At 69.0% G+C, this 26,920-nt stretch carries 27 protein-coding genes; 12 read left to right on the top strand and 15 right to left on the bottom strand.

Translation table 11 applies throughout. From position 1 onward, the window contains the following. Positions 1-22 precede the first annotated feature (22 nt). From ACZ5QD_RS05245 to ACZ5QD_RS05235, 3 genes are all read right to left on the bottom strand, one after another. Positions 23-1,189, bottom strand: coding sequence for a DUF7373 family lipoprotein (locus ACZ5QD_RS05245; RefSeq protein WP_006894872.1), 1,167 nt, complete (start codon positions 1,187-1,189; stop codon positions 23-25). Positions 1,190-1,291: 102 nt separating this feature from the next. After that, positions 1,292-1,648 carry a thioredoxin gene (gene trxA / locus ACZ5QD_RS05240; protein ID WP_062367498.1) on the bottom strand — a complete coding sequence of 119 codons (357 nt, stop codon included), beginning with the start codon at positions 1,646-1,648 and terminating at the stop codon, positions 1,292-1,294. A gap of 29 nt (positions 1,649-1,677) precedes the next feature. Next, positions 1,678-2,655 (bottom strand): NAD(P)/FAD-dependent oxidoreductase, encoded by a 978-nt coding sequence (locus ACZ5QD_RS05235; protein ID WP_062367499.1) that lies wholly within the window; start codon positions 2,653-2,655, stop codon positions 1,678-1,680. A 48-nt stretch (positions 2,656-2,703) separates the two neighbouring features. Here ACZ5QD_RS05235 and ACZ5QD_RS05230 point away from each other — a divergent pair, with 48 nt between their 5' ends. Beyond that, positions 2,704-3,285: a helix-turn-helix domain-containing protein gene (locus ACZ5QD_RS05230; protein ID WP_006894869.1), complete on the top strand. Its 582-nt coding sequence runs from the start codon at positions 2,704-2,706 to the stop codon at positions 3,283-3,285. Here ACZ5QD_RS05230 and ACZ5QD_RS05225 read toward each other — a convergent pair. From ACZ5QD_RS05225 to ACZ5QD_RS05185, 9 genes are read right to left on the bottom strand one after another with little or no spacing between them, the layout of a single operon-like run. Beyond that, positions 3,270-3,848 (bottom strand): FUSC family protein, encoded by a 579-nt coding sequence (locus ACZ5QD_RS05225; protein WP_412475695.1) that lies wholly within the window; start codon positions 3,846-3,848, stop codon positions 3,270-3,272. The genes ACZ5QD_RS05230 and ACZ5QD_RS05225 overlap by 16 nt on opposite strands. A gap of 9 nt (positions 3,849-3,857) precedes the next feature. After that, a complete protein-coding gene (locus ACZ5QD_RS05220) occupies positions 3,858-4,364 on the bottom strand; it encodes a hypothetical protein (protein ID WP_412475694.1) in 507 nt (168 codons plus the stop codon). 20 nt (positions 4,365-4,384) lie between these two features. Then, a complete protein-coding gene (locus tag ACZ5QD_RS05215) occupies positions 4,385-4,753 on the bottom strand; it encodes a metal-sulfur cluster assembly factor (RefSeq protein ID WP_006894867.1) in 369 nt (122 codons plus the stop codon). Between the two features lie 9 nt (positions 4,754-4,762). Continuing rightward, positions 4,763-5,218: a Fe-S cluster assembly sulfur transfer protein SufU gene (gene sufU / locus ACZ5QD_RS05210; RefSeq protein ID WP_464367151.1), complete on the bottom strand. Its 456-nt coding sequence runs from the start codon at positions 5,216-5,218 to the stop codon at positions 4,763-4,765. Continuing rightward, positions 5,218-6,483: a cysteine desulfurase gene (locus ACZ5QD_RS05205; protein WP_006894865.1), complete on the bottom strand. Its 1,266-nt coding sequence runs from the start codon at positions 6,481-6,483 to the stop codon at positions 5,218-5,220. The genes sufU and ACZ5QD_RS05205 overlap by 1 nt, the downstream gene beginning before the upstream one ends. 39 nt (positions 6,484-6,522) lie before the next feature. Then, the gene (gene sufC, locus ACZ5QD_RS05200) at positions 6,523-7,293 is read right to left on the bottom strand and encodes a Fe-S cluster assembly ATPase SufC (protein WP_006894864.1); all 771 of its coding nucleotides are present in this window, start codon (positions 7,291-7,293) and stop codon (positions 6,523-6,525) included. A gap of 35 nt (positions 7,294-7,328) precedes the next feature. Then, positions 7,329-8,504 carry a Fe-S cluster assembly protein SufD gene (gene sufD, locus ACZ5QD_RS05195; RefSeq protein WP_433821218.1) on the bottom strand — a complete coding sequence of 392 codons (1,176 nt, stop codon included), beginning with the start codon at positions 8,502-8,504 and terminating at the stop codon, positions 7,329-7,331. After that, positions 8,504-9,940: a Fe-S cluster assembly protein SufB gene (gene sufB / locus ACZ5QD_RS05190; protein WP_006894862.1), complete on the bottom strand. Its 1,437-nt coding sequence runs from the start codon at positions 9,938-9,940 to the stop codon at positions 8,504-8,506. Before sufB ends, sufD begins: the two co-directional genes overlap by 1 nt. After that, the gene (locus ACZ5QD_RS05185) at positions 9,937-10,689 is read right to left on the bottom strand and encodes a helix-turn-helix transcriptional regulator (protein ID WP_006894861.1); all 753 of its coding nucleotides are present in this window, start codon (positions 10,687-10,689) and stop codon (positions 9,937-9,939) included. Before ACZ5QD_RS05185 ends, sufB begins: the two co-directional genes overlap by 4 nt. A gap of 125 nt (positions 10,690-10,814) precedes the next feature. Here ACZ5QD_RS05185 and mptB point away from each other — a divergent pair, with 125 nt between their 5' ends. From mptB to ACZ5QD_RS05165, 4 genes are all read left to right on the top strand, one after another. After that, the gene (mptB, locus tag ACZ5QD_RS05180) at positions 10,815-12,569 is read left to right on the top strand and encodes a polyprenol phosphomannose-dependent alpha 1,6 mannosyltransferase MptB (RefSeq protein WP_464367259.1); all 1,755 of its coding nucleotides are present in this window, start codon (positions 10,815-10,817) and stop codon (positions 12,567-12,569) included. Positions 12,570-12,667: 98 nt separating this feature from the next. Beyond that, positions 12,668-13,648: an ABC transporter ATP-binding protein gene (locus ACZ5QD_RS05175; protein WP_045539147.1), complete on the top strand. Its 981-nt coding sequence runs from the start codon at positions 12,668-12,670 to the stop codon at positions 13,646-13,648. Continuing rightward, on the top strand, positions 13,645-14,448 hold the full coding sequence (locus ACZ5QD_RS05170) for an ABC transporter permease (protein ID WP_006894858.1): 804 nt from the start codon (positions 13,645-13,647) through the stop codon (positions 14,446-14,448). Before ACZ5QD_RS05175 ends, ACZ5QD_RS05170 begins: the two co-directional genes overlap by 4 nt. Continuing rightward, complete coding sequence (locus ACZ5QD_RS05165; protein ID WP_006894857.1) at positions 14,445-15,365, top strand: COX15/CtaA family protein; 921 nt, start codon at positions 14,445-14,447, stop codon at positions 15,363-15,365. Before ACZ5QD_RS05170 ends, ACZ5QD_RS05165 begins: the two co-directional genes overlap by 4 nt. 87 nt (positions 15,366-15,452) lie before the next feature. On the opposite strand, the gene ACZ5QD_RS05160 is transcribed toward ACZ5QD_RS05165, so the two are convergent. Beyond that, the gene (locus ACZ5QD_RS05160) at positions 15,453-15,833 is read right to left on the bottom strand and encodes a hypothetical protein (protein WP_006894856.1); all 381 of its coding nucleotides are present in this window, start codon (positions 15,831-15,833) and stop codon (positions 15,453-15,455) included. A 35-nt stretch (positions 15,834-15,868) separates the two neighbouring features. On the opposite strand from ACZ5QD_RS05160, the gene ACZ5QD_RS05155 reads away from it, so the two are divergent. Together ACZ5QD_RS05155 and ACZ5QD_RS05150 are read left to right on the top strand one after the other, a co-directional pair. Continuing rightward, positions 15,869-16,846 (top strand): quinone oxidoreductase family protein, encoded by a 978-nt coding sequence (locus ACZ5QD_RS05155; RefSeq protein WP_464367150.1) that lies wholly within the window; start codon positions 15,869-15,871, stop codon positions 16,844-16,846. Further along, entirely contained in the window at positions 16,839-17,555 is a 717-nt protein-coding gene (locus ACZ5QD_RS05150) for a hypothetical protein (RefSeq protein ID WP_006894854.1), read from the top strand. Before ACZ5QD_RS05155 ends, ACZ5QD_RS05150 begins: the two co-directional genes overlap by 8 nt. Positions 17,556-17,591: 36 nt before the next feature. Here ACZ5QD_RS05150 and ACZ5QD_RS05145 read toward each other — a convergent pair whose 3' ends face one another. Further along, the gene (locus ACZ5QD_RS05145) at positions 17,592-18,836 is read right to left on the bottom strand and encodes a hypothetical protein (protein ID WP_231650313.1); all 1,245 of its coding nucleotides are present in this window, start codon (positions 18,834-18,836) and stop codon (positions 17,592-17,594) included. A 38-nt stretch (positions 18,837-18,874) separates the two neighbouring features. Then, entirely contained in the window at positions 18,875-19,831 is a 957-nt protein-coding gene (locus ACZ5QD_RS05140) for a heme o synthase (protein ID WP_464367258.1), read from the bottom strand. Positions 19,832-20,192: 361 nt separating this feature from the next. On the opposite strand from ACZ5QD_RS05140, the gene tkt reads away from it, so the two are divergent. The 5 genes from tkt (at position 20,193) to pgl (ending at position 26,714) form a co-directional block, all read left to right on the top strand. Beyond that, positions 20,193-22,268 carry a transketolase gene (gene tkt / locus ACZ5QD_RS05135; RefSeq protein ID WP_464367149.1) on the top strand — a complete coding sequence of 692 codons (2,076 nt, stop codon included), beginning with the start codon at positions 20,193-20,195 and terminating at the stop codon, positions 22,266-22,268. Between the two features lie 83 nt (positions 22,269-22,351). Further along, positions 22,352-23,470 (top strand): transaldolase, encoded by a 1,119-nt coding sequence (gene tal, locus ACZ5QD_RS05130; protein WP_464367148.1) that lies wholly within the window; start codon positions 22,352-22,354, stop codon positions 23,468-23,470. Between the two features lie 39 nt (positions 23,471-23,509). Continuing rightward, positions 23,510-25,051 (top strand): glucose-6-phosphate dehydrogenase, encoded by a 1,542-nt coding sequence (gene zwf / locus ACZ5QD_RS05125; protein ID WP_464367147.1) that lies wholly within the window; start codon positions 23,510-23,512, stop codon positions 25,049-25,051. Further along, a complete protein-coding gene (locus ACZ5QD_RS05120; protein WP_045539959.1) occupies positions 25,048-25,992 on the top strand; it encodes a glucose-6-phosphate dehydrogenase assembly protein OpcA in 945 nt (314 codons plus the stop codon). Before zwf ends, ACZ5QD_RS05120 begins: the two co-directional genes overlap by 4 nt. Beyond that, positions 25,989-26,714: a 6-phosphogluconolactonase gene (gene pgl, locus ACZ5QD_RS05115; RefSeq protein ID WP_464367146.1), complete on the top strand. Its 726-nt coding sequence runs from the start codon at positions 25,989-25,991 to the stop codon at positions 26,712-26,714. Before ACZ5QD_RS05120 ends, pgl begins: the two co-directional genes overlap by 4 nt. The last annotated feature ends 206 nt before the right edge of the window (positions 26,715-26,920 follow it).

Genomic DNA, 26,920 nt, shown 5'->3' with positions numbered 1-26,920 from the left:
CGTCGGGGTCGGCTGAGGAGGGCTAGAGCTGTTTCAGCAGCAGGTACTGCGCCGAGATCTTCTGCTGCGCCTCATGCAGATCGGAGCCGTCCGCCTGGGCCGCGTAGCTGCCGTAGGCGACGAAGCAGGTCGCTTGATCGTCGCCGAACGAGGACTTGCTGGTCTGACACACCGCCGACGGCAGATCCTGCGGGCTGTCGGCCTTCTTGGCGGTCGGATCGTCGGAGTCGTCGGAGAGGGTTTTGAGCAGTTCTGCGGCCTGGTCGTCGCCGCCGGCGCGGAAGACCAGGGAGCCCCCGACCGCGGCCTCGGTGACGCCGGTCTTCTGCAAGTCGGCGAAGGTGGCGGTCGACTTGCTCGCCAGCTGCGAGATGGCCCGCGGTCCGGCGACCGAGCCGGAGAAGGCGGAACCGCCGTTCGACTCCGTCGGCAGCACGGCGCGCAACAGGCCGTTCGGGTCGATCCGCTTGTCGTCGCTGATCGGTTTCATCGCATCGAGCAGGGCTTTCTGCTTCGTGAAGGCAGACCGCACCGCGGCGAGAGTCCATCCGCCGTCGTCGGCGTCGGCCCAGGTGTAGACCACCTTCTCTGCCACCGGGGTGAACGCCACGGTGATCTGACCGCCGCCGCTCGACTTCCCCGTGAGCGCCACCGTCTCGGCGGGCATCCCCGGGACGTCGGTGCGCCGCATCGGTGAACCGTAGGTCTTCTTGAGCATCTGGCCGGACATCGCCGACACGGCCTCGCCGGCCGTCTCCGCATCGGGATACACCAGCACGGCATGATTGAGCCCCTGATGCAGGTTCTTACCGTCGCTGTCGTCCGGCGCCCCGCCGGCCATGGTGAAGCCGTAACGCAGCTTCTGCGAGACCGGCAGGTCGGCCGCATCGGAGAAGACGCCCCGCAGTCCGCTCGCGCCGGAGATCGGGTAGGTCGGCATGCTGAACTTGGTCAGCACCGGATCGACCTCGTCACGGAACGCGATGTCTTCGCCCAGCCGCATGGCCCGCAGCCGGTTCATCTCCGACTCCGTATCAGCGGTCCCCGCAGCAGGCTGCAGACTGGTCGCGTACTTCCCCGTATCGAGCTGGATCGGTCCGCGCGTCGCGGTGCCGTCCACGGTGCACGCGGTGACCGCCGAGAGGCTGACGACTGCTCCGGCGGCCGCGGCCGCTCGTTTCCACTGCATAGGCAGATCCTAAAGGGCCCGGCCCGGACCCACGAACAGCACTACGCCCGGCGAATGACACCGTCACTCGCCGGGCGTGGCACCCGTGTCAGTCCCGACCGGTCACTCCTGGCCGCTCTCCTTGAGGGCCTGCTCGACGTCGAGTGCCTTCACCTGGTCGATCAGGCTGTCGAGCGCCTGGGGAGGCAGCGCACCGGCCTCGTTGAAGACCAACCGACCCTGCTTGAACGCCATGATGGTCGGGATGGAGCGGATGCTCGCGGCCGCCGCCAACTGCTGCTCGGCCTCGGTGTCGACCTTGCCGAAGACGATGTCGTCGTGCTTTTCGGAGGCCGCTTTGTACGTGGGTGCGAACTGCCGGCACGGGCCGCACCAGCTCGCCCAGAAGTCCACGAGGACGATGTCGTTGTCGACGATCGTCTGCTCGAAGTCGTCACCGGTCAGATCAATTGTTGCCATGTCTGTATCTAACCGGATCCGCCGCCGTGCTATTCCTGCACGCGGCACTTCTCCACGCGGGGTTCCGCGCCGACGGCCCGCCGGACCGCCTCGTCCACGAGGTCGGCGTTGATCGCCGCACCCGCCGCCACCCCGGACGCGGCGGCCGCGCCCACCATCGCCATCGGGTCGCGCGCGTTGCCCGCCGCCCACACTCCGTCGACTGCCGTCCGGCCCGTCGCATCGGTCTCGATGTACGTTCCGAACGGGTGGTCCGACACGCGGCCGCCCAGGGTCTGGAACAGCTCTCCCCGCGCGTGTACGCGGGTCGCCACCGCGACGGCGTCCACCTCGTACGCCGCACCCGCGACACGGACGGACCGGACTCGGTCGCCGTCGGTCAGCACCCGGTCGACGCGGCCGTCGACGACCGGGACGTCCATCGCCGTCAAGCGTTCACGCGCTTGCGCACCGAGGACGGACTCGTGATCGAAGACCGTCACATGCTCGCTGAGTTGCCGGAACAGCAGCGCCTGGTGTTCAGCCATCGGGCTCGTCGCGACCACGCCGATACGCCGTCCGCGAACCTCCCAACCGTGGCAGTACGGACAGTGCAGCACTGTCCGCCCCCAACCAGCGGCCAGTCCCTCGATCGCGGGCAGTTCGTCCACCGCTCCGGTCGCCAGGAGCACCCGGCACGCACCGACCGTCTCCCCGGACGAGAGGCTCAGCGTGAACCCGCCGGAGATGCGCTCGGCACTGAGCACGGTTCCCTCGAATATCTCGGCGCCGTACCCGGCCGCCTCGGCTCGACCGGCCGCCAGCAGATCGGTGGGTGCCGTACCCTCGCGGCCCAGCACGTTGTGCGCAGCCTCGGCGGGCCGATTGCGCTGTTCACCCGCGTCCACCACGAGGACGGTCCGCAGTGAGCGGCCCAGGGTCACCGCGGCGCCGAGTCCCGCCGGTCCCCCGCCCGCGATGAGCACGTCGTACTGCCGGTTCGGGCCGGCCTCCCGTGAATTCGTCATGGATCGACCGTATGCGCGGTATTGCAGATAACGCATACACTCTTGCGCATGACGCAAGAACTCGATCGCCGTTCCGATCCCGACCTGGACGCCCTGGTGCGGAGCCGGATTCGGAGTCTTCGGCTCGCCCGCGGATGGACCCTCGACTCACTCGCCCGCCGATGCGACATGAGCGCGTCGACGCTCTCCCGGATCGAGACCGGCGGGCGCCGCGTAGCCCTCGACCAACTGGTGCCGATCGCCCGTGCGCTCGGGGTGTCTCTCGACCAGCTCGTCGAACCCGTCTCCGATGAAGACGTGGTCATCCGGCCGGAAGCCCACTCCGCCGGAGACGCGATCACGTGGCTCCTCTCGCGCGATCGCGCCGATGCCGGCGTCGTCGTCGCCAAGATGCGGCTCCAACCGCCGGCGGAGTGGCCCACACCTCGCGTGCATCCCGGTCATGAGTGGTTCACCGTGCTCTCCGGCAGCGTGCGGCTGGCTCTCGGTGAGCGGATCATCTACGTCCAGGCCGGCGAGGCGGCCGAGTTCTCGACGATGACGCCGCATGCCTTCGTCGCCCACGGGACCACCGCCGAGATTCTGACGATCTTCGACCGGGACGGCGAACGCGCTCACCTTCCCGAGTGACCGTCTCCTTCCGGCCGATCGAGCCCGACGGGATCGAGGGGGACGTCGAAGGCGGGCAGTCTGCTTCGTCGATCGGGCAGGCGGATCACCAGGGCGACGAGAACGCCGACGGCCACGCCGATCAACGTGTCCACGGCGCGGAAGGTGAGCATCCGCAGCGGCGGCGACGGAGCGGTGAGCTCGGTCATCAGCATGATGAGCGGCGTGAAGAACCCGATGGCGACCGCATAGTGGCGCGTCATGAACAACTCTGTCGGCCAGAGCAGAAGGACCGCGATCACCGCCACCGCACCGGCACCCAGATCCAGTGCCAGGAGCGCCGCCGCCAGCAGGAGTCCGGCCATCGTGCCGACTGTCCGATGCGCGGCGCGGGTGAGGACTCGGCGTACCTCCGCATCGCCCGGGCGGCCGGTGTCGATCACAGCGAGCGGAACGGCCGCGGCGGCCATCGCCCAATTCGCGTGCTCGAAGCCCATCGCCAATCCGATGGACCCGGCCGTCCCCACGGCCACGCCGTACCGGACCGCGTGCAGGCGCACCCCGGCAGGCGGACTGCGCACCACCGAGCGGACTCAAGCGAACCACCCGTGCCTGCCCCGCAACGGCGCCGGGGTACCGACCGCTCCGATCGCCACGGCGAGCAGTGCCGTGCCTGCGCAGATCGCCACGGCCGCCCCGGGAGCCACCAGCCCCGCCGGGACAGTCGCGGTGGCGCCCAGCGCGAAGATGAAGAAGAACGGGCCCGCCGGACGCAGCCGCACCGCGTCGGCGAGCAGCGAGCCCACGACCGCGAACGCCGTCTCGGCCACCACGAGTGCCCAGACGGGCGCGGAGACTGCGGAGAGACCGACGCCGATCGCGCTGCCCGCCGTCAGGAGACCGGCCGCCTGCAGCTGATGCGTGATCCGGCGCCGACCGCCCTCTCCCCGGCCGTACATGCCTGCGAAGGCACCGAAGACGGCGTAGACCAACAGCTCCGGACGCCCGGCGACGAGAAGTGCGACAGTGGGAACGACCAGACCCACCAGCACGCGGAGCGCGTGCCGGTGATCGTCGCCGTTCGGGAGCGCCGCGGTCACGGCGCTCGAGCGGCCTCCGGTCAGACCGTGAAGCCGAGGGCGCGCAGCTGCTCGCGTCCGTCGTCGGTGATCTTGTCGGGCCCCCACGCCGGGATCCACACCCAGTTGATGTCGACCTCGGTGCACAGACCGGAGGTCACCAGCACATTGCGCGTCTGGTCCTCGATGACGTCGGTGAGCGGGCACGCCGGCGAGGTGAGGGTCATATCGAGCTTCACCGCCGCGTCCTGGTCGATCGCGACGTCGTACACGAGCCCGAGGTCGACGACGTTGATGCCCAGCTCCGGGTCGACGACGTCGCGCATCGCCTCCTCGACGTCGTCGATCGACGGGAGCGAGGTGGCGACCGGCTCGGCCGGCGCAGTGGTTTCGGTGTTGGTCTCGGTCATTGGTCGCTCCTAGGCGGGATCGGGGACTTCAGTGGCGAGGCTCTGCGAGAGCGCGTCCTTGAACGCCATCCACCCGAGCAGAGCACACTTGACGCGCGCCGGATACTTGCTGACACCGGCGAGCGCGATGCCGTCGCCGATGACCTCCTCATCGCCGGGATCGGTCCCGCGCGAGGTCATCATGGCGTTGAACGAATCGACGGTGGCGAGCGCCTCGTCGACGGGCAGCCCGACCACCTGGTCGTAGAGCACCGAGGTCGAGGCCTGGGAGATCGAGCAGCCCTGGCCGTCGTATGAGATGTCGGCGACCGCGTCGTCGACCACCGACACCCGCAGCGTCACCTCGTCACCGCACGTCGGGTTCACGTGGTGCACCTCGGCGCCGTACGGATCCCGCAGACCACGGCCGTGCGGATGCTTGTAGTGGTCCAGGATCACCTCCTGGTACATCTGCTCCATCCGCATCAGCGACCCCCGAAGAACCGCTGGGCGACGCCGATCGCGTCGGCGAGCGCGTCCACCTCGTCGAGCGTGTTGTACACGGCGAACGATGCGCGCGCACTGGCCTGAACGCCGAAGGCCCGGTGCAGAGGCCAGGCGCAGTGGTGTCCGACGCGGATCGCGACCCCCTCGTCGTCGAGGATCTGGCCGAGGTCGTGGGCGTGGATGCCCTCGACGTCGAACGAGACCGCGCCGCCTCGCCGCTCGGCGGTGGTGGGACCGACGATGCGCAGACCGTCGATCGCCGTCAGCCGCTCCAGCGCGTGCGCGGTGAGCTCGTGCTCGTGCGCGGCGACGTTGTCCATACCGATCTTCTCGAGGTATTCCACGGCCGCGCCCAGACCGACGACCTGAGAGGTCATCGGGACGCCCGCCTCGAAACGCTGCGGCGGCGCGGCATACGTGGACACCTCCATGGTGACCGTCTCGATCATCGAACCGCCGGTGAGGAAGGGCGGCAGCTGAGCCAGCAGCGAAGCGCGGCCGTACAGCACGCCGACACCCGACGGACCCAGCATCTTGTGCCCGGAGAAGGCCGCGAAGTCGACCCCGAGAGCCGCGAAGTCGACGGGCATGTGAGGCACCGACTGGCAGGCGTCGAGCACCGCCAGCGCATCCACCTCGTGAGCGCGGCGCACCAGTTCGGCGACGTCGGCGACGGCGCCGGTGACATTCGACTGATGAGTGAACGCGACCACCTTCACCGACTCGTCGAGTACCAGCGAGTCCATGTCGATGCGGCCCTCGGCCGTCACTCCGTACCAGCGCAGGGTCGCTCCGGTGCGGCGGCACAGCTCCTGCCACGGCACCAGATTCGCGTGATGCTCCAGTTCGGTCACCACGATCGTGTCACCGGGGCCGAGGGCCCTGCCGCCGAAGACCGGCGCCGAACGGTCATCGCCGAGGGTGTACGCCACCAGGTTGAGCGCCTCGGTGGCGTTCTTGGTGAAGACCACCTCGTCGACGGCGACGCCGACGAAGCCGGCGATCGCCGCGCGCGCGTGCTCGTACGCGTCGGTCGCCTCTTCGGCCAGCTGGTGCGCACCGCGATGAACCGCGGCGTTGTGGTTCAGCAGGAAGTCTCGCTCGGCGTCGAGCACCTGCAGCGGCCGCTGCGACGTGGCCCCGGAGTCGAGGTACACGAGCGGCCTGTCGTCGCGGACGGTGCGGGACAGGATCGGGAAGTCCGCCCGCAGTGCCGTGACGTCGAGTGCGGCTGCGGTGGTCATGTCACTCCCCCTTCGTCGCGTTGATCGAGATGGCGGCCGTCACTTCGCGGCGGCCGCGGTGAACCGCACGTAGCCGTTCTCTTCGAGCTCGTCGGCCAACTCGGGTCCGGCGGACTCCACCACGCGGCCGTCGACGAAGACGTGGACGTAATCGGGCTTGATGTACCGCAGAATCCGCGTGTAGTGCGTGATGAGCAGGATCCCGCCGTTCTCGCGTTCCTTGTAGGCGTTCACGCCCTCGGAGACGATGCGCAGCGCGTCCACGTCCAGACCCGAGTCGGTCTCGTCGAGAATCGCGATCTTCGGCTTGAGCAGCCCGAGCTGCAGGATCTCGTGACGCTTCTTCTCACCGCCGGAGAAGCCCTCGTTGACGCTGCGCTCGCCGAACGCGGGGTCGATCTCGAGTTCGGCCATCGCCTGCTTGGTCTCCTTGACCCAGTGCCGCAGCTTCGGGGCCTCGCCGCGCACGGCGGTTGCCGCGCTGCGCAGGAAGTTCGACATCGAGACGCCGGGCACCTCCACCGGATACTGCATCGCCAGGAACAGTCCGGCGCGGGCACGCTCGTCGACGCTCATCTCCAGGACGTTCTCCCCGTCCAGGGTGATCGATCCCGAGGTGACCTCGTACTTGGGGTGACCGGCGATGGCGTACGAGAGGGTCGACTTGCCGGACCCGTTGGGGCCCATGATCGCGTGGGTCTCGCCCGAGCGCACCGTGAGGTTCACACCCTTGAGGATGTGGATCGGCTCGGCGTCGGCGTCGGACTGCGCGACGTCGACGTGCAGGTCGCGGATTTCCAGGGTCGTCATCTGTGGTGATTCCTTGTCGAAGTATGTGTGGATGGTCAGGCGCCGGCCGACTCGAGTTCGGCCTCGATCGCGGATTCGAGCCGCTCGCGCAGTTCCGGGACGGCGATCTTGGCGAGGACCTCGCCGAAGAAGCCCCGGACCACGAGGCGCCGCGCCTGATCTTCGGGGATGCCGCGCGCCTGGAGGTAGAACAACTGCTCGTCGTCGAACCGGCCGGTGGCGCTGGCGTGACCGGCGCCGACGATCTCACCGGTCTCGATCTCCAGGTTGGGGACCGAGTCGGCACGGGCGTTGTCGGTGAGCACCAGGTTCCGGTTGAGTTCGTAGGTGTCGGTGCCCTCGGCGGCCGGCCGGATCAGCACGTCGCCGATCCAGACGGTGTGGGCCTCCTTGCGCTTGTCGCCCGACGGGTCGCCCTGGAGAGCGCCCTTGTAGGTGACGTGCGAGCGGCAGTTGGGCTGCGAGTGGTCCACCAGGAGACGCTGCTCCAGGTGCTGCCCGCCGTCGGCGAAGTACAGTCCCCACAGCTCGACGTCGCCGCCGGGCGCGGTGTACTGCACGTGCGGCGAGAGCCGCACGGTGTGTCCGCCGAGGCTGACCGCGAAGTGCTTGACGACCGCGTCACGTCCCAGCGACAGGTGGTGGGTGGCGACGTGGGTCGCGTCGTCCTCCCACTCGTGGACGTTCACGACGGTCAGATGCGCGCTGTCGGCGGCGAGGATCTCGACGTTCTCGCCGATCACGCCGCTGCCGCGCTGATCGAGAACCACGACCGCCTTCGAGAAGGCCTCGGCGCGGATCTGGATGTGCGAGTAGGCGACCTCGTCGGCTCCCGGACCGTCGACGGTGACGAACACCGGATCGGCGATCTGCGCCTCGCGGCCGATCGTGAGCACGGTGGCCTTCTCGAAGGACGAGTAAGCCTGGGCGGAGACCCTGTCGAAGGGCACCCCGGCCTCACCGAGACGGGGATCCTCGCGGCCGACGGTCTCGACGGTGACGCCCTCGGCGTCGCCGCTGACCTGCACCGAGGTGGTGCCGGTGGCGAGCGCCGTGCCGTCGTGCAGACCGTGCAGCCGGCGGAACGGCGTGAAGCGCCACGCCTCTTCGCGCTGCGACGGCACCTCGAAGGCGTCGACGTCGTAGGAGGTGAAGAGTTCACCCTTGTTGACCACCACGGGCGAGGCGGCGGTCTGGGAAGCGTCCGCCATCAGCCGACCGATCCTTCCATCTGCAGTTCAATGAGCCGGTTGAGCTCGAGTGCGTATTCCATCGGGAGTTCCTTGGCGATCGGCTCCACGAATCCGCGGACCACCATCGCCATGGCCTCCTGCTCGGTCAGTCCGCGGCTCATCAGGTAGAAGAGCTGATCGTCGCTGACCTTCGAGACGGTGGCCTCGTGTCCCATCGTCACGTCGTCCTCGCGGATGTCGACGTACGGGTAGGTGTCGCTGCGGCTGATCTGATCGACGAGCAGGGCGTCGCACTGCACGGTGGACCGGCTGCCGTGGGCGCCGGGGTTGATCTTGATCAGGCCGCGGTACGACGACCGTCCGCCGCCGCGAGCGACGGACTTGCTGACGATGTTGCTCGACGTGTTGGGCGCCAGGTGGACCATCTTGGATCCGGTGTCCTGGTGCTGGCCCTCGCCGGCGAACGCCACCGACAGGACCTCGCCCTTGGCGTGCTCACCGGTCAGCCACACGGCCGGGTACTTCATGGTGACCTTGGAACCGATGTTGCCGTCGATCCACTCCATGGTCGCGCCCTCTTCGGCCTTCGCACGCTTGGTGACCAGGTTGTAGACGTTGTTCGACCAGTTCTGGATGGTCGTGTAGCGGCAGCGGCCGCCCTTCTTCACGACGATCTCGACCACGGCCGAATGAAGCGAGTCGGACTTGTAGATCGGGGCCGTGCAGCCCTCGACGTAATGGACGTAGGCGTCCTCGTCGACGATGATCAACGTCCGCTCGAACTGCCCCATGTTCTCGGTATTGATGCGGAAGTAGGCCTGCAGCGGGATGTCCACGTGGACACCCGGCGGAACGTAGATGAACGAGCCGCCCGACCACACCGCGGTGTTCAGCGCGGAGAACTTGTTGTCGCCTGCGGGGATGACGCTGCCGAAGTACTCCTGGAAGATCTCGGGGTGCTCACGCAGGCCGGTGTCCGTGTCGAGGAAGATCACGCCTTTCTCCTCCAGATCCTCGCGGATCTGGTGGTACACGACCTCCGACTCGTACTGCGCGGCGACGCCGGCGACCAGACGCTGCTTCTCGGCCTCCGGGATGCCGAGGCGGTCGTAAGTGTTCTTGATGTCCTCGGGCAGGTCCTCCCACGACTCGGCCTGCTTCTCGGTCGAGCGCACGAAGTACTTGATGTTGTCGAAGTCGATGCCGTCGAGGTCGCCGCCCCAGCTGGGCATCGGCTTGCGGTCGAAGATGCGGAGCGCCTTGAGCCGTTGGTCGAGCATCCACTCGGGCTCGTTCTTCTTGTCCGAGATGTCGCGGACGACGGCCTCGGACAGACCGCGCTTGGCGGACGCACCTGCCTCATCGCTGTCGGACCAGCCGTAACCGTAGCGATCGAAGGAAGCAATGGTCTCTTCCTGCGTCAACTGGGTGGCGGCGGGATCGGTGACCGTCATCGGAGAACCTTTCCATCGGGGGTGTCGGAGGCTGCGGGCTGAGCGGCCTCCGGAGTCGTGAGATGCACGGGAACGTGCGTGGTGCACACGCAGTCGCCGTTGGCGATGGTCGCCAACCGCTGCACGTGCGTACCGAGGAGCTCGGTGAACATGGCCGTCTCGGCCTCACACAGCTCCGGGAACTCGGACGCCACATGGGCGACCGGGCAGTGGTGCTGGCAGATCTGGACGCCCGCGCCGACTTCGCGCGTGTCGGCCGAGTAGCCGCCCGCGGTGAGAGCGTCGGCGATCTGCTGAACCGTCGCGATCACCGAACCGGACTCGCGCGCCGGCTCGACGCCGGAGACGAGATCCGAGATCCGCTCATGAGCGAACTCGTCGACCGCCTGCTGACCGGCGACGTCGCGCAGCTTCCGCAGCACGGCACCGGCCAGATCGTCGTAGGCGTGGCGGAGCTTGCCCCGGCCGGCCGGCGTGAGCTGGAACCACTTGGCCGGGCGGCCCCGCGTACCCTTGCCGGGACCGGCCCTGGAGAAGCCGGACGGCGCCACCTCGATGTCCCCGTCGGCCGACAGGATCTCGAGATGACGGCGGACGCCCGCGGGCGAGATCCCCAACCGCTCGGCGATGTCGCCGGCGGTCATCGGCCCCTCGTCCACCAGCAGCGACACGACGGCGGCGCGGGTCTGGCCGTCGTGGCCGCCCGCCTCCGCATGCTGCTCGCGCAGCTGCCGCTCGTCACCGCTCATGCTTTTCACAACAATATTGTTACCTAAATACTTCCACCGGGCTAGCAAGGGTCGCCTAAATCTCCGGCCCGACGGGGCGGCGGACACCACCGGTTAGAGTCTTCGATGTGCCAGAACTCCCCCTCATGCGCCGGACGCTCGATTACGTGGGCCTCGGCAAGCCGGCGGTCGAGCACGACGCCGACCGCATCGGCGACTTCGGCACCACCGTCGCGCGGATGCACGACGACGAACGCGAGGTGGGCCCGCTCAACCGCCTGGAGACGCTGCGGATGCGTCGGATCAGGCTGTTCGGCACCACCGGATCGATTCTGATCCTGATCGGTTCGCTCGGCACCGGCATGCTTCCGGTGCTGCAGAATCCGATCGTCGGCACCCGAGTCCTGTCGCTGCCCTCCCGGATGTACTCCACCGCTCTGACCATCTCCATCGGCGGCGCGATCATGCTGGTCGTCGCGTGGGTGATGCTCGGCAGATACGCCGTCGGGCGCTACCGGGCGGAGGTCGCCGAGGGCCGCAGCCCGGCACGCCGCATGACGCGCGGCCAGACCGACCGCACCCTGCTCATGTGGGTGGCGCCGCTGATCATCGCGCCGCCGCTGCTCAGCAAGGACGTCTACTCCTATCTGGCACAGAGCGCGATCGCGTACAAGGGCATGGACCCGTACACCTACAGTCCGATGCGCGGTCTGGGCGTCGACCACGCGCTCACCCTGTCGGTGCCGAACCTGTGGAAGGACACGCCGGCACCGTACGGGCCGCTGTTCCTGTGGATCGGCGAGCAGATCACCGCCATCACCGGCGAGAACATCACCGTCGCCGTGCTGCTGCACCGGCTGGTGGCGATCGCGGGTGTCCTGATGATCGTCTGGGCGCTGCCCCGGCTGGCACGGCGGTGCGGCGTCTCGGCCGTGGCAGCGCTGTGGCTCGGCGCGCTCAACCCGCTGCTCATCCTCCACCTCGTCGGCGGCATCCACAACGAGTCCCTGATGATCGGCATGATGCTCGTCGGCCTCGAATGGTCGTTCCGCGCCGTCTACGGCACGCAGCGTCTCCGCAGACCCGACCGTCCGCTGCCGTCACGGGCGGGATGGATCCTGCTCGCCGGTGTCGCCGTCATCGCGGCGTCGGCGATGATCAAGGTGACGTCGATGCTCGCCCTCGGCTTCGTCGGCGTGGCGCTGGCCCGGCGCTGGGGTGCCACGCTTCCGGCTCTGCGCCACGCGCCGGTGAGTCAATGGTGGCGACGGTCGCGGCGTTCGCTCGCCGCCCTGGCGGCGAGCGCGGGAGTGATGGGCGTGGTCGCCGGCGCGGTGGTCGTGGTGACCTGCCTTGGAACCGGCCTGGGCTTCGGATGGACCCACACTCTCAGCACCGGCGGCATCGTCCGCTCGTGGATGTCGATGCCGACCCTGCTCTCGGTGGTCGCCGGCCGCGTCGGACTGTGGCTCGGCCTCGGCGAGCAGACCCAGGCGATCCTGGACATCGCCCGGCCCATCGGGCAGCTCATGGCGGCGGTCCTCGTGGTCCGCTGGCTGCTGGCATGCCTCGCGGGCCGCATCCATCCGATCGGCGGCCTCGGAATCGCGATGGCGAGCGTGGTGATCTTCTTCCCCTTCGTGCAGGCGTGGTACCTGCTGTGGGCCGTGATCCCGCTGGCCGCATGGGCCACCACCCGCTGGTTCCGCGTCGGCACCGTCGTCATCTCCGGAATCATCGCGATCGTCGTGATGCCGACGAGTTCGGACACCAGCCCCCTCGTGGTGGCCCAGGGCCTGGCCACCGGTGTGATCATGGTCGCAATCACGGCGATGGTCTTCTTCATCGACAGCCCGATCCGCATGTGGGTCAGGCAGCGTCACGACCGGAATCGCCAGTAAGGACCGTGTGCGGCCGGATCAGTCGGCGCGATGCGCACCGTTCGGCCGGCACCGCCCCGCAGCCCGGTGACCTGCGTCGCTCGCCTAGGCTGTTGGGCGTGCATGAAGCTCTTTCGCCCGGTACCGGGCCGGATCACCGACCGGCTTCGGGCGACGCGGCGCTCCTGGTCCGGGGTCTGGTGAAGAAGTTCGGGGACAAGACCGCCGTCGACGGGCTCGATCTGAGGCTGCCACGCGGCGAACTGCTCGCGCTGCTCGGCCCGAACGGCGCCGGTAAGACCACCACCGTCGAGATCTGCGAGGGATTCACCCGGCCGGACGCGGGCGAGGTCCGAGTGCTCGGCCTCGATCCCATCGCCGACAACGACGCGCTGCGAACCCGGATCGGCGTGATGCTGCAGGGCGGCGGAGCGTATCCGGGGGCGAAGGCCAAGGAGATGCTTCGCCTCTGCGCCGCGTACAGCGCCGATCCCCTCGATCCCGAGTGGTTGATGGACGCCCTCGGCCTCACGGAGGTCGCGAACACGGGATTCCGCCGCCTCTCCGGCGGCCAGCAGCAGCGACTCTCGCTGGCGTGCGCGCTGGTCGGCCGGCCGGAACTGGTCTTCCTCGACGAGCCCACCGCCGGCCTCGACGCACACGCGCGAATCATGGTGTGGGAGTTGATCTCCCGACTCCGCGCCGACGGGGTGTCGATTCTGCTGACCACGCATCTGCTCGATGAGGCCGAGGAACTCGCCGACCAGATCGTCATCATCGACCGCGGGCGCGCCGTCGCCGCGGGCACACCGTCCGACCTCGTCCGGCGCGATGCCGAGCGCCGGCTGCGGCTCAGCGTCTCGGGGGTCGACGCGACCGAACTCCGGAACGGGCTCCAGGATGCACTCCCCGCCGGCTACCGCTGCACGCTCTCGCCGACCGGTGAGCATGTGGTGACCGGCGACATCACGCCCGCCGTGGTCTCGGCGATCGCACAGTTCTGCGCCGACCGCGGAATCCTGATCGACTCGCTCAACGTGGCCAGCAACAGCCTGCAGGACGTCTTCCTCAGCCTCACCGGACGGGAGGTGCGCGCATGAGCACCGAGGTACCCGCGACCAATCGCTTTCCGAGCGGAACGTTCACTCCGCGTCCGCGGCCCGCTCCGCTCACCCGGATGCTGGCGGCTCAGACTCGCATGGAGCTGGTTCTGCTGCTCCGCAACGGCGAACAGCTGCTGCTGACGATGTTCATCCCGATCACCATGCTGATCGGTCTGAGCCTGCTCCCCCTCGACACCGAGGCCGGCGACACGCCCGCCGCGCGCGCCGCCACTTTCGTGCCCGCGATCCTGGCGGTCGCGATCATGTCGACCGCCTTCACCGGGCAGGCGATCGCGGTCGGCTTCGACCGCCGCTACGGTGCGCTCAAGCGACTGGGCGCCACCCCGATACCGCGGTGGGGCATCATCGCCGGCAAGTCACTCGCGGTACTCATCGTGGTGGTCCTGCAGTCGATCATCATCGGTGGCATCGGCATGGCCTTCGGCTGGCGGCCGAGCATCGCGGGTCTGCTGCTCGGCGCGGTGGCGATCGCGGTCGGCACGGTCGCGTTCGCCAGCCTGGGACTGCTCCTCGGCGGCACGCTCAAAGCGGAGGTGGTACTCGCCCTCGGCAACCTGATCTGGTTCGTCCTGCTCGGTCTGGCCGGGCTCGTCGTCTTCGATCAGCATGTGCCCGACGCGGCGCGGACTGTCGCCCGCCTCTCCCCCTCCGGTGCTCTCACCGAGGCGCTCACCCGGGCCCTCGACTCGTCGTTCGACGTCTTCGGCTTCTGTGTCCTGATCGTGTGGGCCGCGATCGGCGGCGCGCTGGCAGTTAGGTGGTTCCGCTTCCAATGATCGACTCCTGGTTCGGCTTCAAGAGGCCGACCGCGACATACCTCTATTACTGGGCGATCGCCAACCTCGCCGCCAACGTGCTGCTGGTGGTGACCGGCGGCGCGGTGCGGGTCACCGACTCGGGCCTCGGCTGTCCCACGTGGCCCCAGTGCACCTCGGGCTCGGTGACACCGCACGCCGCGATGGGCATCCACGGGCTGATCGAGTTCGGCAACCGGATGCTCACCTGGGTGCTCGTGGTCATCGCGATCGCCACCTGGGTGGCCGCGATGCGGCGCGTCCCGGTCGACCGACTGTCGCGGCGGCTGGCCACCGGGGTCGCGATGGGTGTTCCGCTGCAGGCGATCATCGGCGGCATCACGGTGCTGACCAACCTGAACCCGTGGATCGTGGCCTTCCACTTCCTCGCGACGATGGTGATCATCTCGCTGGCCACCTGGATGGTGGTGCACACCGGGTCGGCCGCCCGTGGACCGGACGCCGGCGAGCCGGGGGCGACCGATGCCGAATCCGCGGTTCTCCGACGGTTCGGAGTCCTGCTCGCCTGGGCTCTGTACGCACTGACGTGGGTCACCATCTATCTCGGCACGGTGGTCACCGGTTCCGGACCGCACGCGGGCGACATCAAGGCGCACCGCAACGGTCTGGAGCCGACGCAGGCCACTCAGCTCCACGTGGACGCCGTCTGGACACTCGTGGGACTGACGGCCGCGCTCATCCTCCTGGCGGTGGCTGCGGTGCCGTCGCTGCGCCGCGCCGCACTGATCTTCGGCGGCGTAATCGTGGTACAGGGGATCATCGGCTACGTGCAGTACGCGGCCGGTCTTCCCGAGGTGCTCGTCATCCTCCACATGTTCGGCAGCGCTCTGCTCATGATCGGCGCGACGCAGCTCGTGCTCGCGACGACGCGCCGCTGATCCGCCGGATCTGACACGAGAACCCGGCGACCGCGTACGGTCGCCGGGTTCTGCGCTGTGCGCACGTGTCGCAGTGCGCGTACGTCGTCAGTCGAGGATCTTGCGGTTGCGCGCCTTGGGAAACCGCGACTGGTGGGCCACCCAACCGGCCATCTGGCGCCAGTGCGACGGCTTCACCTCGGTGACCGAGGTCAGATCCCGGTCCCACTCCGCGCGCTCGAGTCCGTCGACCGCTTCGATGACCGCGTCCGCGGTCCGCACGCTGTCGACCACCTGATCGCCCAGAATCCCGCCGGCCTCACCCACCAGGGTGATCCGCACTCCCGCGGCACCCGCAGGCTGGACCACGGCCTTGGCCGAACCGCCCTCGGCGGCGACGAACTTTCCGATCGCGGAGACTACGGCGCTCGGCGCGGCCGCGACGGATTCGGAAGCAGTGGCTGTGGACGCAGCGGTGTCATCGCTCATGACTGCCGAGTATAGCGGCGTGCGAAAATGGACCCATGCGTGCGATCCAAGTGTCCGCTCACGGCGGTCCGGAAGTCCTTCGACTCGTCGATCTCCCCGATCCCGAACCGGCGCCCGGCGAGGTGGTGGTCGCCGTCTCCGCGGCCGGGGTGAACTTCATCGACACGTACCTGCGCACCGGAATGTACCCGTCGCCCACCCCGTTCGTGCCGGGCAGCGAAGGCGCGGGCCGGATCGTCGCCGTCGGCGACGGCGTCGAGCACCGTGCCGTCGGCGACCGGGTGGCCTGGTGCGACGCCTCGGCCGGCTACGCCGAGTACGTCCGTATCCGCGCCGATCGGGCACTTCCGGTACCCGACGGCGTCTCCCTCGCCGCCGCGGGATCGTCGATGCTGCGCGGCAACACCGTCCACTATCTGCTCGACGGCAGCGCACATCCCGAGGCGGGCGACACCGTGCTGTTGCATGCCGGGGCCGGCGGCATCGGGCTGCTGCTGACCCAGTGGGCGAACGCGCGGGGCATCCGGGTGATCACCACGGTCTCCTCCGACGAGAAGGAACAGCTCTCGCGCGCGGCCGGTGCCGCCGAGGTCCTGCGCTACGGCGACGACGTGGCCGCACGGGTCCGCGATCTCACCGACGGGCGCGGGGCGCGGGTGGTGTACGACGGCGTCGGAGCGGCGACCTTCGAGCAATCCCTGGCCGCGACCGCCGTCCGCGGCACCATCGTGCTCTTCGGCGCCGCCAGCGGACCGGTGCCCCCGTTCGACCTGCAACGACTCAATCCGGCCGGATCACTGTCGGTGACCCGGCCCACGCTGACCCACTTCATCGCCGACCCCGCCGAGTTCGCGTGGCGTTCCGGTCAGTTCTTCGACGCCGTCGCTAGCGGTGAGCTGACCGTGACCGTCGGACAGTCGTTCCCGCTGGAGCAGGCCGCCGAGGCCCACCGCGCACTCGAATCCCGAAGCACGGTCGGGTCGACGATGCTCGCTGTCGCCGACGATGACTGAGCCGGCAGCGAAGAGCGCCGGCGGGCCGGCCGCCGGTCTGCGCTGGGCCGTGGTCGCCGTCGCCGCGATCGCTCTGCTGGCGGCGTCTCGGCCCTTCGGTCCGGTGGCACTGATGGTGGCCCTCGCCGTCGCACTGGCCGTGGGTCTGCTGGCGGTCTCGGTGCCGATGCCGTCCCGGATCGCCGCCACCGCGCGTCCGGCTGCACCCTCGCCGGTCTCGGTGGAGGAGCGCTGGCGGCGCAGCGCGGCCCACCACGACGAGGTTCTCAGCGCGTACGGTTCCTTCGAACTCGATCCGGCCATGCTCCTGCGGTATCCGGGGCTCTGGGACCTGTCGGCGCCCGCGATCATCGCATTCCACGACAGTCTGGCCACGGCCGGTGAGCTCCGCACCGACCGCTTCCCCGGGGACGCCGCCGGTGAGCGCTACATCGCCGCCGTGACCGACCTGCGCAGCACCTGGGCCGCGGCCGACCGCTTCGCGCGGAGTACCGGGACCGACGACCTCGACCCCGCCGACGCCCGCGACTGCCGACGCGCGCTGAAGCTGCTCGCCCACGCGGACGGGGCCCGGAGCCAGGAACGCGCGGCCTATCTGCAGCAGGTGCTGACCACCGTCGATCGTCTCACCGAACGGGGTGTGGTTCCCCAGACCGAGCGCGTCCGGGCCGGGCTGACCGCGCAGCTCCGGCGCGCGATCGAGGCGTGAGCCCGTGCGGGCCGGCCTCTGCGGCGGCGTCCCTCGCTAGCGGCGTCCCTCGCGCAGAAACTTCCCGTTCGGCGAGTAGACGCCCGTCGCCCCGACCGCGTCGGGACCGACCTGCATCTGCACCGTGACCGGCAGCCGATCCGCCGCCGGATCGTCGTCGCCGGGCGCGACGCCGATCTTGAGTCCGACGGCATCGCGGTCGTAGGCCGCCACCCGATGTCTGCGCACCAGGTCGTCGCGGATCCGCACCATCGTCGCTCCGGTCAGTCCGGTCAGCGAGAAACCATCGGGGTCGGACGCCGAGTCGGTCTCGGACAGTTCCGGGAACCGACCGGGCTGCACCCAGATCCGGTAGATGCCGCCGCCGTCCAGTTCCAGCTCGACACCGGGGTGCGCCACGCCGATCCACGGCGCGGCCTCATCGACGGCCTTGTACGCGATCGAACGGAGCACGGCCCCATCGGGATCGATGCCCTCGTCCTTCAGCACGCGCTCGGCCACCGAGAGGAACTCACTCAGGGACGCGGCGCCGACGGTGTCGGCGACCCGCCCGTGCAGATCCGTCTCGATGCTCTCCCCGCCGGACTGGCCGAATCGGGCCACCACCTTGTCGTCGACCGAGCGCGGGCCGATCTCGATGCCGCCGCTGGAGGTCGGCTCCGGATAGCCGATCTTCTGGCGCGCGGCGCTCACCCGGGCGGCCGCGGCGTTCAGGTCCAAGTGGGCGACATCGGCGCGGGTGAACACGGTGCGCTCGCCGGTGCGCGCCGGATCCGAGTCGCTCCACGATGTTCCCGATCGATACGAGGCGATCTCCCGCCCGGTCCGCGGATCGAGCACGCGCACCGTCTCCCGATCGTCGTCGATGCTGATCTGCCTGATCGAGGACGAGCCGCCGGGAACGAGGCGGTCAGCGCGGTCCAGAGCGCGCGCCAGCGCTGCCGAGGGATCGCCGCCGCCCTCGAGCACCGCGTCACCGTCGGCGGCATGCGAATCGCTCGCCGTCTCGGGATCGGCCAGCACCGCCACGGTGGGCAGACCGACGAGCAGAACCGTCGCCACGACCACCGCGGCACCGCGCAGGGCGGACTTCTGGCCGTATCGACGGAGCGAGCCGATCAGCCCGATGGCGACACCGGCGCCGGCGACCGCGAACAGAACCGAGGTGACGGGAAGATCGACGACGACCGCGACCACCAGGCACAGTGTCGCGACGACCGCCGCGAGCGCTGTCCTCGTGACGGCCGGGCCCGGCTGCTTCACGCCGCGTGCAGTCCTCACTCTTTCACCTGCGGGCGCCTTGAGACTGCGAGTGTCGGTCAGAAGTAGCTGGCGACGGTCGGCAGGTTGATGACCGCGTCGACAGCGAGGCCGCAGAACAGCAGCGCCAGGTACTCGTTGGACGTCAGGAAGATCTTGAGCGGCTTCACCTCGACGCCCTTGCGGGTCTCGACGTAGAGCTTGGTGACCATGTAGATGAACCACACGCCGGAGGCGACCGCGACGACGAGGTAGATCCACGACGCGGCCGGGATGAGCACGAAGGACGTGATGACGGTCAGCCAGGTGTACACCACCATGTGCGTGGTGACGCGCTCGTCACTGGCGATGACCGGGAACATCGGCACGCCCGCGGCGCGGTAGTCCTCGCGATAGCGCATGGCGAGCGCCCAGGTGTGCGGAGGGGTCCAGAAGAACACCACCAGGAACAGCACGAAGGGCTGCCAGCTGAGCGAATGCGTCACCGCCGCCCATCCGACGAGTGCGGGCATGCAGCCGGCGGCGCCGCCCCAGATCACGTTCTGCCACGTGCGGCGCTTGAGCACCAGCGTGTAGACGAAGACGTAGAAGCCGATGGTGATCAAAACCAGGATCGACGGCAGGAACGACCGCTCCCCCGCGTCGTTCGCGGTACCGAAGTAGAGCACGACGAACGACACGACCGCCAGGACGATGCCGAAGATCAGCGCATTGCGCACCGGCACCGCGTGACGGGCCAGCGGCCGGCGCTGCGTCCGCTTCATCTTCTGATCGATGTCGGCGTCGGCCACCATGTTCAGGCTGTTGGCGCTCGCGGCACCGAGCCACCCGCCGACCACGGTGATCAGGATCAGGCCGATGTCGACCGTTCCGCGCTCCGCCTGGAGCATCACCGGAATGGTCGAGACCAGAAGCAACTCGATGACACGCGGCTTGGTCAGCGCGATGTACGCCAGGACCATGCCCCACGCACGCGCACCGAGGCCGGCGTTCCCGGCCGGGTTCTCGGTAGACATCGAGGTCGAGGAGGCGTCGGTGTCCGCGCTTTCCCCAATACTCACAGATGCTCCTCACATAAGACCCGGCGTCATCGCGCCGCGCGATCCGTCCACGACGGATCCGGGCGACGGTCTGTACGCGACACTGGGCACACCGACGGGCTACTACAACCGATGGTAGACCCGGAGGTCTCTCATAACAGAATCCGCACTGCCCAGATCACACTCGCACCCAATCCTTGCGACCGCGCCCGCCGAAGGTGGTCCATCACACCGGAAAGTCCCCAGCCAGTCGCGCGCGAGCGTGCGGCGGACCGCTAGGCTGGAAATCACCATTGCGTCCGAGCACCCACGACAAGGCACAGGAGACTCCACCACCGTGGCGATTACCGACGAGATCCGCGAGCTCACCCAGCAGGTTCACCCCGCCGACTGGAGCGACCTGGACACCAAGGCCGTGGACACGGCTCGCATTCTGGCCGCGGACGCGGTACAGAAGTGCGGCAGCGGCCACCCCGGCACGGCGATGAGTCTGGCACCGCTGGCGTACACCCTGTATCAGCGCGTGATGCGCCACGATCCGTCCGATCCGGCCTGGGTGGGACGCGACCGGTTCGTCCTCTCGTGCGGCCACTCGAGCCTCACCCAGTACATCCAGCTGTATCTCGGTGGTTTCGGCCTCGAACTGGGCGATCTGGAGGCGCTGCGCACCTGGGGCTCGCTGACGCCCGGCCACCCCGAGTTCCGCCACACCAAGGGTGTGGAGATCACCACCGGCCCGCTCGGACAGGGACTCGCGTCGGCGGTCGGCATGGCCATGGCGGCCCGGCGCGAGCGCGGCCTGTTCAATCCCGACGCACCGGCGGGCCAGAGCCCGTTCGATCATCACGTGTACGTGATCGCCTCGGACGGCGACATCGAAGAGGGCGTCACCTCCGAGGCCAGTTCCCTCGCGGGTACGCAGGAACTCGGGAACCTCGTCGTCTTCTACGACCAGAACCACATCTCGATCGAGGACGACACCAGCATCGCGCTCTCGGAGGACACCGCCAAGCGTTACGAGGCGTACGGCTGGCACGTCCAGATCGTCGAGGGCGGCGAGAACATCGTCGCGATCGAAGAGGCGATCGAGAACGCGAAGGCCGTCACCGACAAGCCGTCGATCATCTGCCTGCGCACCATCATCGCCTGGCCGGCCCCCAACAAGATGAACACCGGCGCCTCGCACGGCTCGGCCCTGGGCGCGGACGAGGTCGCCGCGACCAAGGAGATCCTCGGATTCGACCCGGCCAAGAGCTTCGACGTCGACCCGGCCGTGCTCGGGCACACCCGGTCGCTGCAGGCTCGGGCCGCCGCCGAGCGAGCCGCGTGGCAGGAGGGCTTCGACGTCTGGGCCGCCGAGAACCCCCAGCGCAAGGAGCTGTTCGACCGGCTGGCCGCGCATGCGCTGCCCGAGGGCTGGACCGACGTGCTGCCGTCCTGGGAGATCGGCGACAAGGATGTGGCGACCCGCTCGGCCTCGGGCAAGGTCCTCTCGGCGCTCGCGCCCGTCCTGCCCGAGCTGTGGGGCGGATCGGCCGACCTCGCCGGCTCCAACAACACCACGATGGACGGTGCCGTCTCGTTCGGTCCCGAAACCATCAGCACCGGGACCTGGAAGGCCGATCCGTACGGCCGGACCCTGCACTTCGGCATCCGCGAGCACGCGATGGGATCGATCCTGTCAGGCATCGTCCTGCACGGCCCGACGCGCGCGTACGGCGGAACCTTCCTGCAGTTCTCCGACTACATGCGGCCCGCGGTGCGTCTGGCCGCGCTGATGGAGATCGACCCGATCTACGTGTGGACCCACGACTCGATCGGCCTCGGCGAGGACGGTCCCACCCACCAGCCGGTGGAACATCTCGCCGCGCTGCGCGCGATTCCCCACCTGGACGTGGTCCGTCCCGCCGACGCCAATGAGACCGCTCACGCGTGGCGGCATCTGCTGACTCGCCGTCACCGGCCGGTCGGGCTGGCCCTGACCCGCCAGAACGTGCCGGTCCTGGAAGGCACCAGCTTCGAAGGAGTCGCCCGCGGCGGCTACGTCCTGTCCGACGCCGACGGGACCTTCGAGGTGGTGCTGATCGGCACCGGCTCGGAGGTGTCGCTGGCGGTGCAGGCGGCGCAGACGCTCGCCGCCGAGGGCATCGGCGCACGCGTGGTCTCGATGCCGTCGCTGGAGTGGTTCGCCGAGCAGGACGACGATTACCGCGAGTCGGTGCTGCCGACCGGCATTCCGCGCGTCGCCGTGGAAGCCGGCATCGCCATGCCGTGGCATGCGATCGTCGCGGGCGGCGAGATCGTCTCGCTGGAGCACTTCGGCGCTTCGGCTCCGTACCAGAAGCTGTACGACGAGTTCGGCATCACCGCCGACGCCGTCGCGGCCGCCGCCCGCCGCGTGCTCAACCGCTGACCTCCTGCGGTCGAGCGAGCGCAGCGAGTCGAAACCACCGCAACACGACATCCGACCCGATCCGGAGAACAGGAGTCATCCCCATGTCTCAGAACAAGAACCTCGCCGCCCTCTCGGAGGCCGGCGTGTCCGTCTGGCTCGACGACCTGTCCCGCGACCTGATCGCCTCGGGCGCTCTTCAGGATGAGATCGACACTCACTCGGTCGTCGGCGTCACCACCAATCCCGCGATCTTCCAGAACTCGATCTCAAAATCCGAGAGCTACGCGGCTCAGGTCAAGGATCTCGCGTCGGTGGGCGCCGACGTCGATGCGGCCGTCACCGCCATCACCACCGACGACGTCCGTGCGGCGTGTGACGTCCTGCAGCAGGTCTTCGTCGACACCGACGGCCACGACGGCCGCGTCTCCATCGAGGTGGATCCGCGACTGGCGAACAAGACCGACGAGACCGTGGCGCAGGCGATCGAGCTGTGGAAGATCGTCGACCGCCCGAATCTGTTCATCAAGATCCCGGCCACCGAGGCCGGGCTGCCGGCGATCACCCGGGTGATCGCCGAGGGCATCAGCGTCAACGTGACCCTGATCTTCTCGGTGGACCGCTACCGCGCAGTGATGGACGCGTACCTCGACGGGCTCGACGCCGCACTCCGCAACGGCCACGACGCCGCCAAGATCGAGTCGGTCGCCTCGTTCTTCGTCTCCCGCGTCGACTCCGAGATCGACAAGCGCCTCGACGCCATCGGAACGCCCGAAGCGCTCGAGCTGCGAGGCAAGGCCGGTCTCGCGAACGCCCGCCTTGCCTACGCCGCCTACCGCGAAGTGTTCGAGACCGGGATCCGCTTCCCCGATCTCCAAGCGCACGGGGCGCTGCCCCAGCGCCCGCTGTGGGCGTCCACCGGGACCAAGAACGCCCAGTACCCGGACACCCTGTACGTGAGCGAACTGGTGGCGCCGAACACGGTCAACACGGTTCCGGTGAAGACTCTGAACGCCTTCGCCGACCACGGGTGGGTCGACACCGACTCGATCCTCGGCCGGGCCGAGGCGTCCCAGGAGGTGTTCGACTCACTCACTCGCGTGGGAGTCGATCTGCCCGACGTCTTCGCAGTATTGGAGGCCGAGGGGGTCAGCAAGTTCGAGGACGCCTGGAACGACCTCCTCGAGGCCACCCGGACGCAGCTCGACGCCGCGCAGCGCTAGCCGACACGACGCCCGGACGATACGAGAGGCCAGAGCGATATGGGACGTGCGGTCGACAAGCCGTGGAAGAACCCGCTTCGCGATCCGCATGACACGCGGCTGCCGAGGATCGCCGGGCCGTCCGCCCTGGTGATCTTCGGAGTCACCGGCGACCTCGCGCGCCGCAAGCTCATGCCGGCGATCTACGATCTCGCCAATCGGGGTCTGCTTCCGCCGAGCTTCGCGCTCGTCGGCTTCGCGAGGCGCGACTGGGAGCACGAAGACTTCGCCGACGTGGTTCGGGAGGCGGTGGAGGCGGGCAGCCGCACCGGCTTCCGACAGGAGGTGTGGGATCGGCTCGCCGAGGGCATCCGTTTCGTCGCGGGCACCTTCGAGGACGACGACGCCTTCGCCGCTCTGCAGCAGACGCTCGCCGATCTGGACCGGGAACGCGGGACCGACGGCAACCACGCCTACTATCTGTCGATCCCGCCGAAGGCGTTCCCTGTGGTCCTGAGCCAACTGCGGCGCACGGGGATGGCCGACCAGGACGGCGACAGCTGGCGGAGAGTCGTCATCGAGAAGCCCTTCGGCCACGACCTCGACAGCGCCCGGGAACTGAACGCCCTCGTGGGCAGCGTCTTCCCCGAGGAGTCGGTGTTCCGCATCGACCACTACCTCGGCAAGGAGACCGTTCAGAACATCCTGGCCCTGCGATTCGCCAACCAGCTGTTCGACCCGCTGTGGAGCTCGCACTACGTGGACCACGTGCAGATCACGATGGCCGAGGACATCGGACTCGGCGGCCGGGCCGGCTACTACGACGGCATCGGCGCGGCCCGCGATGTGATCCAGAACCACCTCCTGCAACTGTTGGCGCTGGTCGCCATGGAGGAGCCGGTGTCGTTCTCGCCGCAGCATCTGCAGTCGGAGAAGATCAAGGTCCTCTCGGCGACGCGCAACATCACCCCGATCGACGAGAACTCGGCGCGGGGACAGTACGGTCCGGGATGGCAGGGCTCCGAACCCGTGGTCGGGCTGAAGGACGAGGAGGGTTTCTCCCCCGACTCCACCACCGAGACCTTCGCCGCGATCGCGTTGGAGGTCGACACGCGGCGCTGGGCCGGCGTGCCCTTCTACCTCCGCACCGGCAAGCGGCTGGGAAGGCGGGTCACCGAGATCGCGATCGTCTTCAAGAGAGCGCCGCACCTGCCCTTCGACGACACGATGACCGCCGAACTCGGCCAGAACGCCCTGGTGATCCGAGTGCAGCCCGACGAAGGCGTCACCCTGCGATTCGGGTCCAAGGTGCCGGGCACGAGCATGGAGGTCCGCGACGTCAACATGGACTTCTCGTACGGCGGCGCGTTCACCGTGTCGTCGCCGGAGGCCTACGAACGGCTCCTGCTCGACGTGCTGCTCGGCGAACCGTCCCTGTTCCCGGTGGCGCAAGAGGTGGAGCTCAGCTGGCAGATCCTCGACCCCGTACTCGAGGACTGGGCCCGGTCCGGTACACCCGACGAATACGACTCGGGCACCTGGGGGCCGGCCTCGGCCGACGAGATGATGAACCGCACCGGACGAGCCTGGAGGCGCCCGTGATCGTCGATCTCCCCGACACCTCGACCCTCGAGACCAGCAAGAAGCTCGTCCAGATGCGGCGCACCGGGGGCGCTGTGACGCTCGGTCGCGTCCTGACGCTCGTCATCGACCTCGACGCCGACGACGATGCGGAGGACGCCGTCGAGGCGTCGAACCGCGCCAGCCGCGAGCATCCGTGCCGCGTCATCATGGTGGTGCGCCACGACCGCTCGGGACCGACGCGGCTGGATGCGCAGATCCGCGTCGGCGGCGACGCCGGAGCGTCGGAGGTGGTGGTGCTCCACCTCCACGGTTCGCTCGCCGATCATCCGCACGCCACCGTGACCCCCTTCCTGCTTCCCGACACCCCCGTCGTGACCTGGTGGCCGAGCCGGGCTCCCGCGCGGCCCGCCGACGACAAGCTGGGACGGCTCGCCTCGCGACGGATCACCGACGGCCGCCTCACCGACGACCCCGGCGCATTTCTGGGCGCTCGCCGGATCGGCTACTCACCGGGCGACACCGATCTCGCGTGGTCGGCCATCACCCAGTGGCGAGCGATGCTGGTGTCCGCACTGGACCGTCCCCCGCACAACGAGATCCTCCGTGCCCGAGTGGTGGGACCGCACGATGTCACGGGACTCGATCTGTTCGCCGGGTGGCTCGCCGCCGAACTCGGCGTCCCGGTGGTGCGCGCCGTCGGCGACATGTCGGTGACCCTGGTCCACACCGGGGGAGAACTGTCGATGAGTCAGGGACCGGACGGAAGCATCATCCGCAGCTCCGGCCACCCGGACGGACGGTCGGCCTTCGCTCGCCGGACCACCGCCGAATGCCTGGCCGAGGAACTCCGCAGCCTGGACGCCGACGAGGTGTACGAGCTGGCGCTGCAGGGACTGTCCGGCGTCACCCATGAGGACCGGGCGACAGCGGGTGGCACGACGGCGGAGCCGGCCCGATGAGCGCCCCGGTGGAGCACCTGGTCTTCGATTCGTCGGCCGAACTCGTGGCGACGGCCGCCGCACGGTTCATCGCGACGGTGACCGCGGCGCAGGACGCCCGCGGGGTCGCGACGGTCGCGCTCACCGGCGGCAGCAACGGAATCGCACTGCTGCGCGAGCTCGCCCGCCACCCCCGCGCCCTCGACTGGTCCCGCATCGAACTGTACTGGGGTGACGAACGTTTCGTCCCCGCCGAGGATCCGGAGCGGAACTCGCTGCAGGCGCGTGAGGCACTGCTCGACCACGTGCCGGTCGAGGCCGCGCGGGTCCACGTGGCGGCGCCCTCCGACGGCGAGTTCGGCGACGACATCGACGCCGCGGCCGCCGACTACGCTCGCCGCCTGGGTTCCGGGACCGTCTTCGACATCCATCTGCTCGGCATGGGCGGTGAGGGGCACGTCAACTCCCTGTTCCCGCATAGCGCGGCGACCGCGGAGGACTCGCGTCCGGTCGTCGCGGTCACCGACTCCCCCAAGGCGCCGCCTCGCCGCATCACACTGACCTTCCCGGTCATCAACGCCTCCCGCGAGGTCTGGTTCCTCGTCTCGGGCGCCGAGAAGGCGGAGGCGGTCGCCGCGGCGGCGTCCGGCGCCGCGCGCGAGGACTGGCCGTGCGCCGGCGCTCACGGGGTCGAGAACACGGTGTGGTTCCTCGATCGCGCCGCGGCCTCGCAACTGTCCTGACCTCCGGTCCGCACTCCCGCGCCCGCCGCCGACGATGCGATGGGCTTCTCAAAGCGCTCATCAGAAGTGATCCACCTTGCTACGGTCGATTCACCCGATAGTCAAGAGTGCGATCATATGAAACCAAGGGCCGCCGTACGTCACTCGCCGTTGAGAGCTCCTCCGCCATCGGCTCCGTCCGGACCGGGCCCGGCGGGAGAACACAG

Source organism: Gordonia sp. J1A (assembly GCF_055393515.1).
Note: the sequence above shows the minus strand (reverse complement) of the source record. Positions and strands in the feature narration are given on the sequence as shown.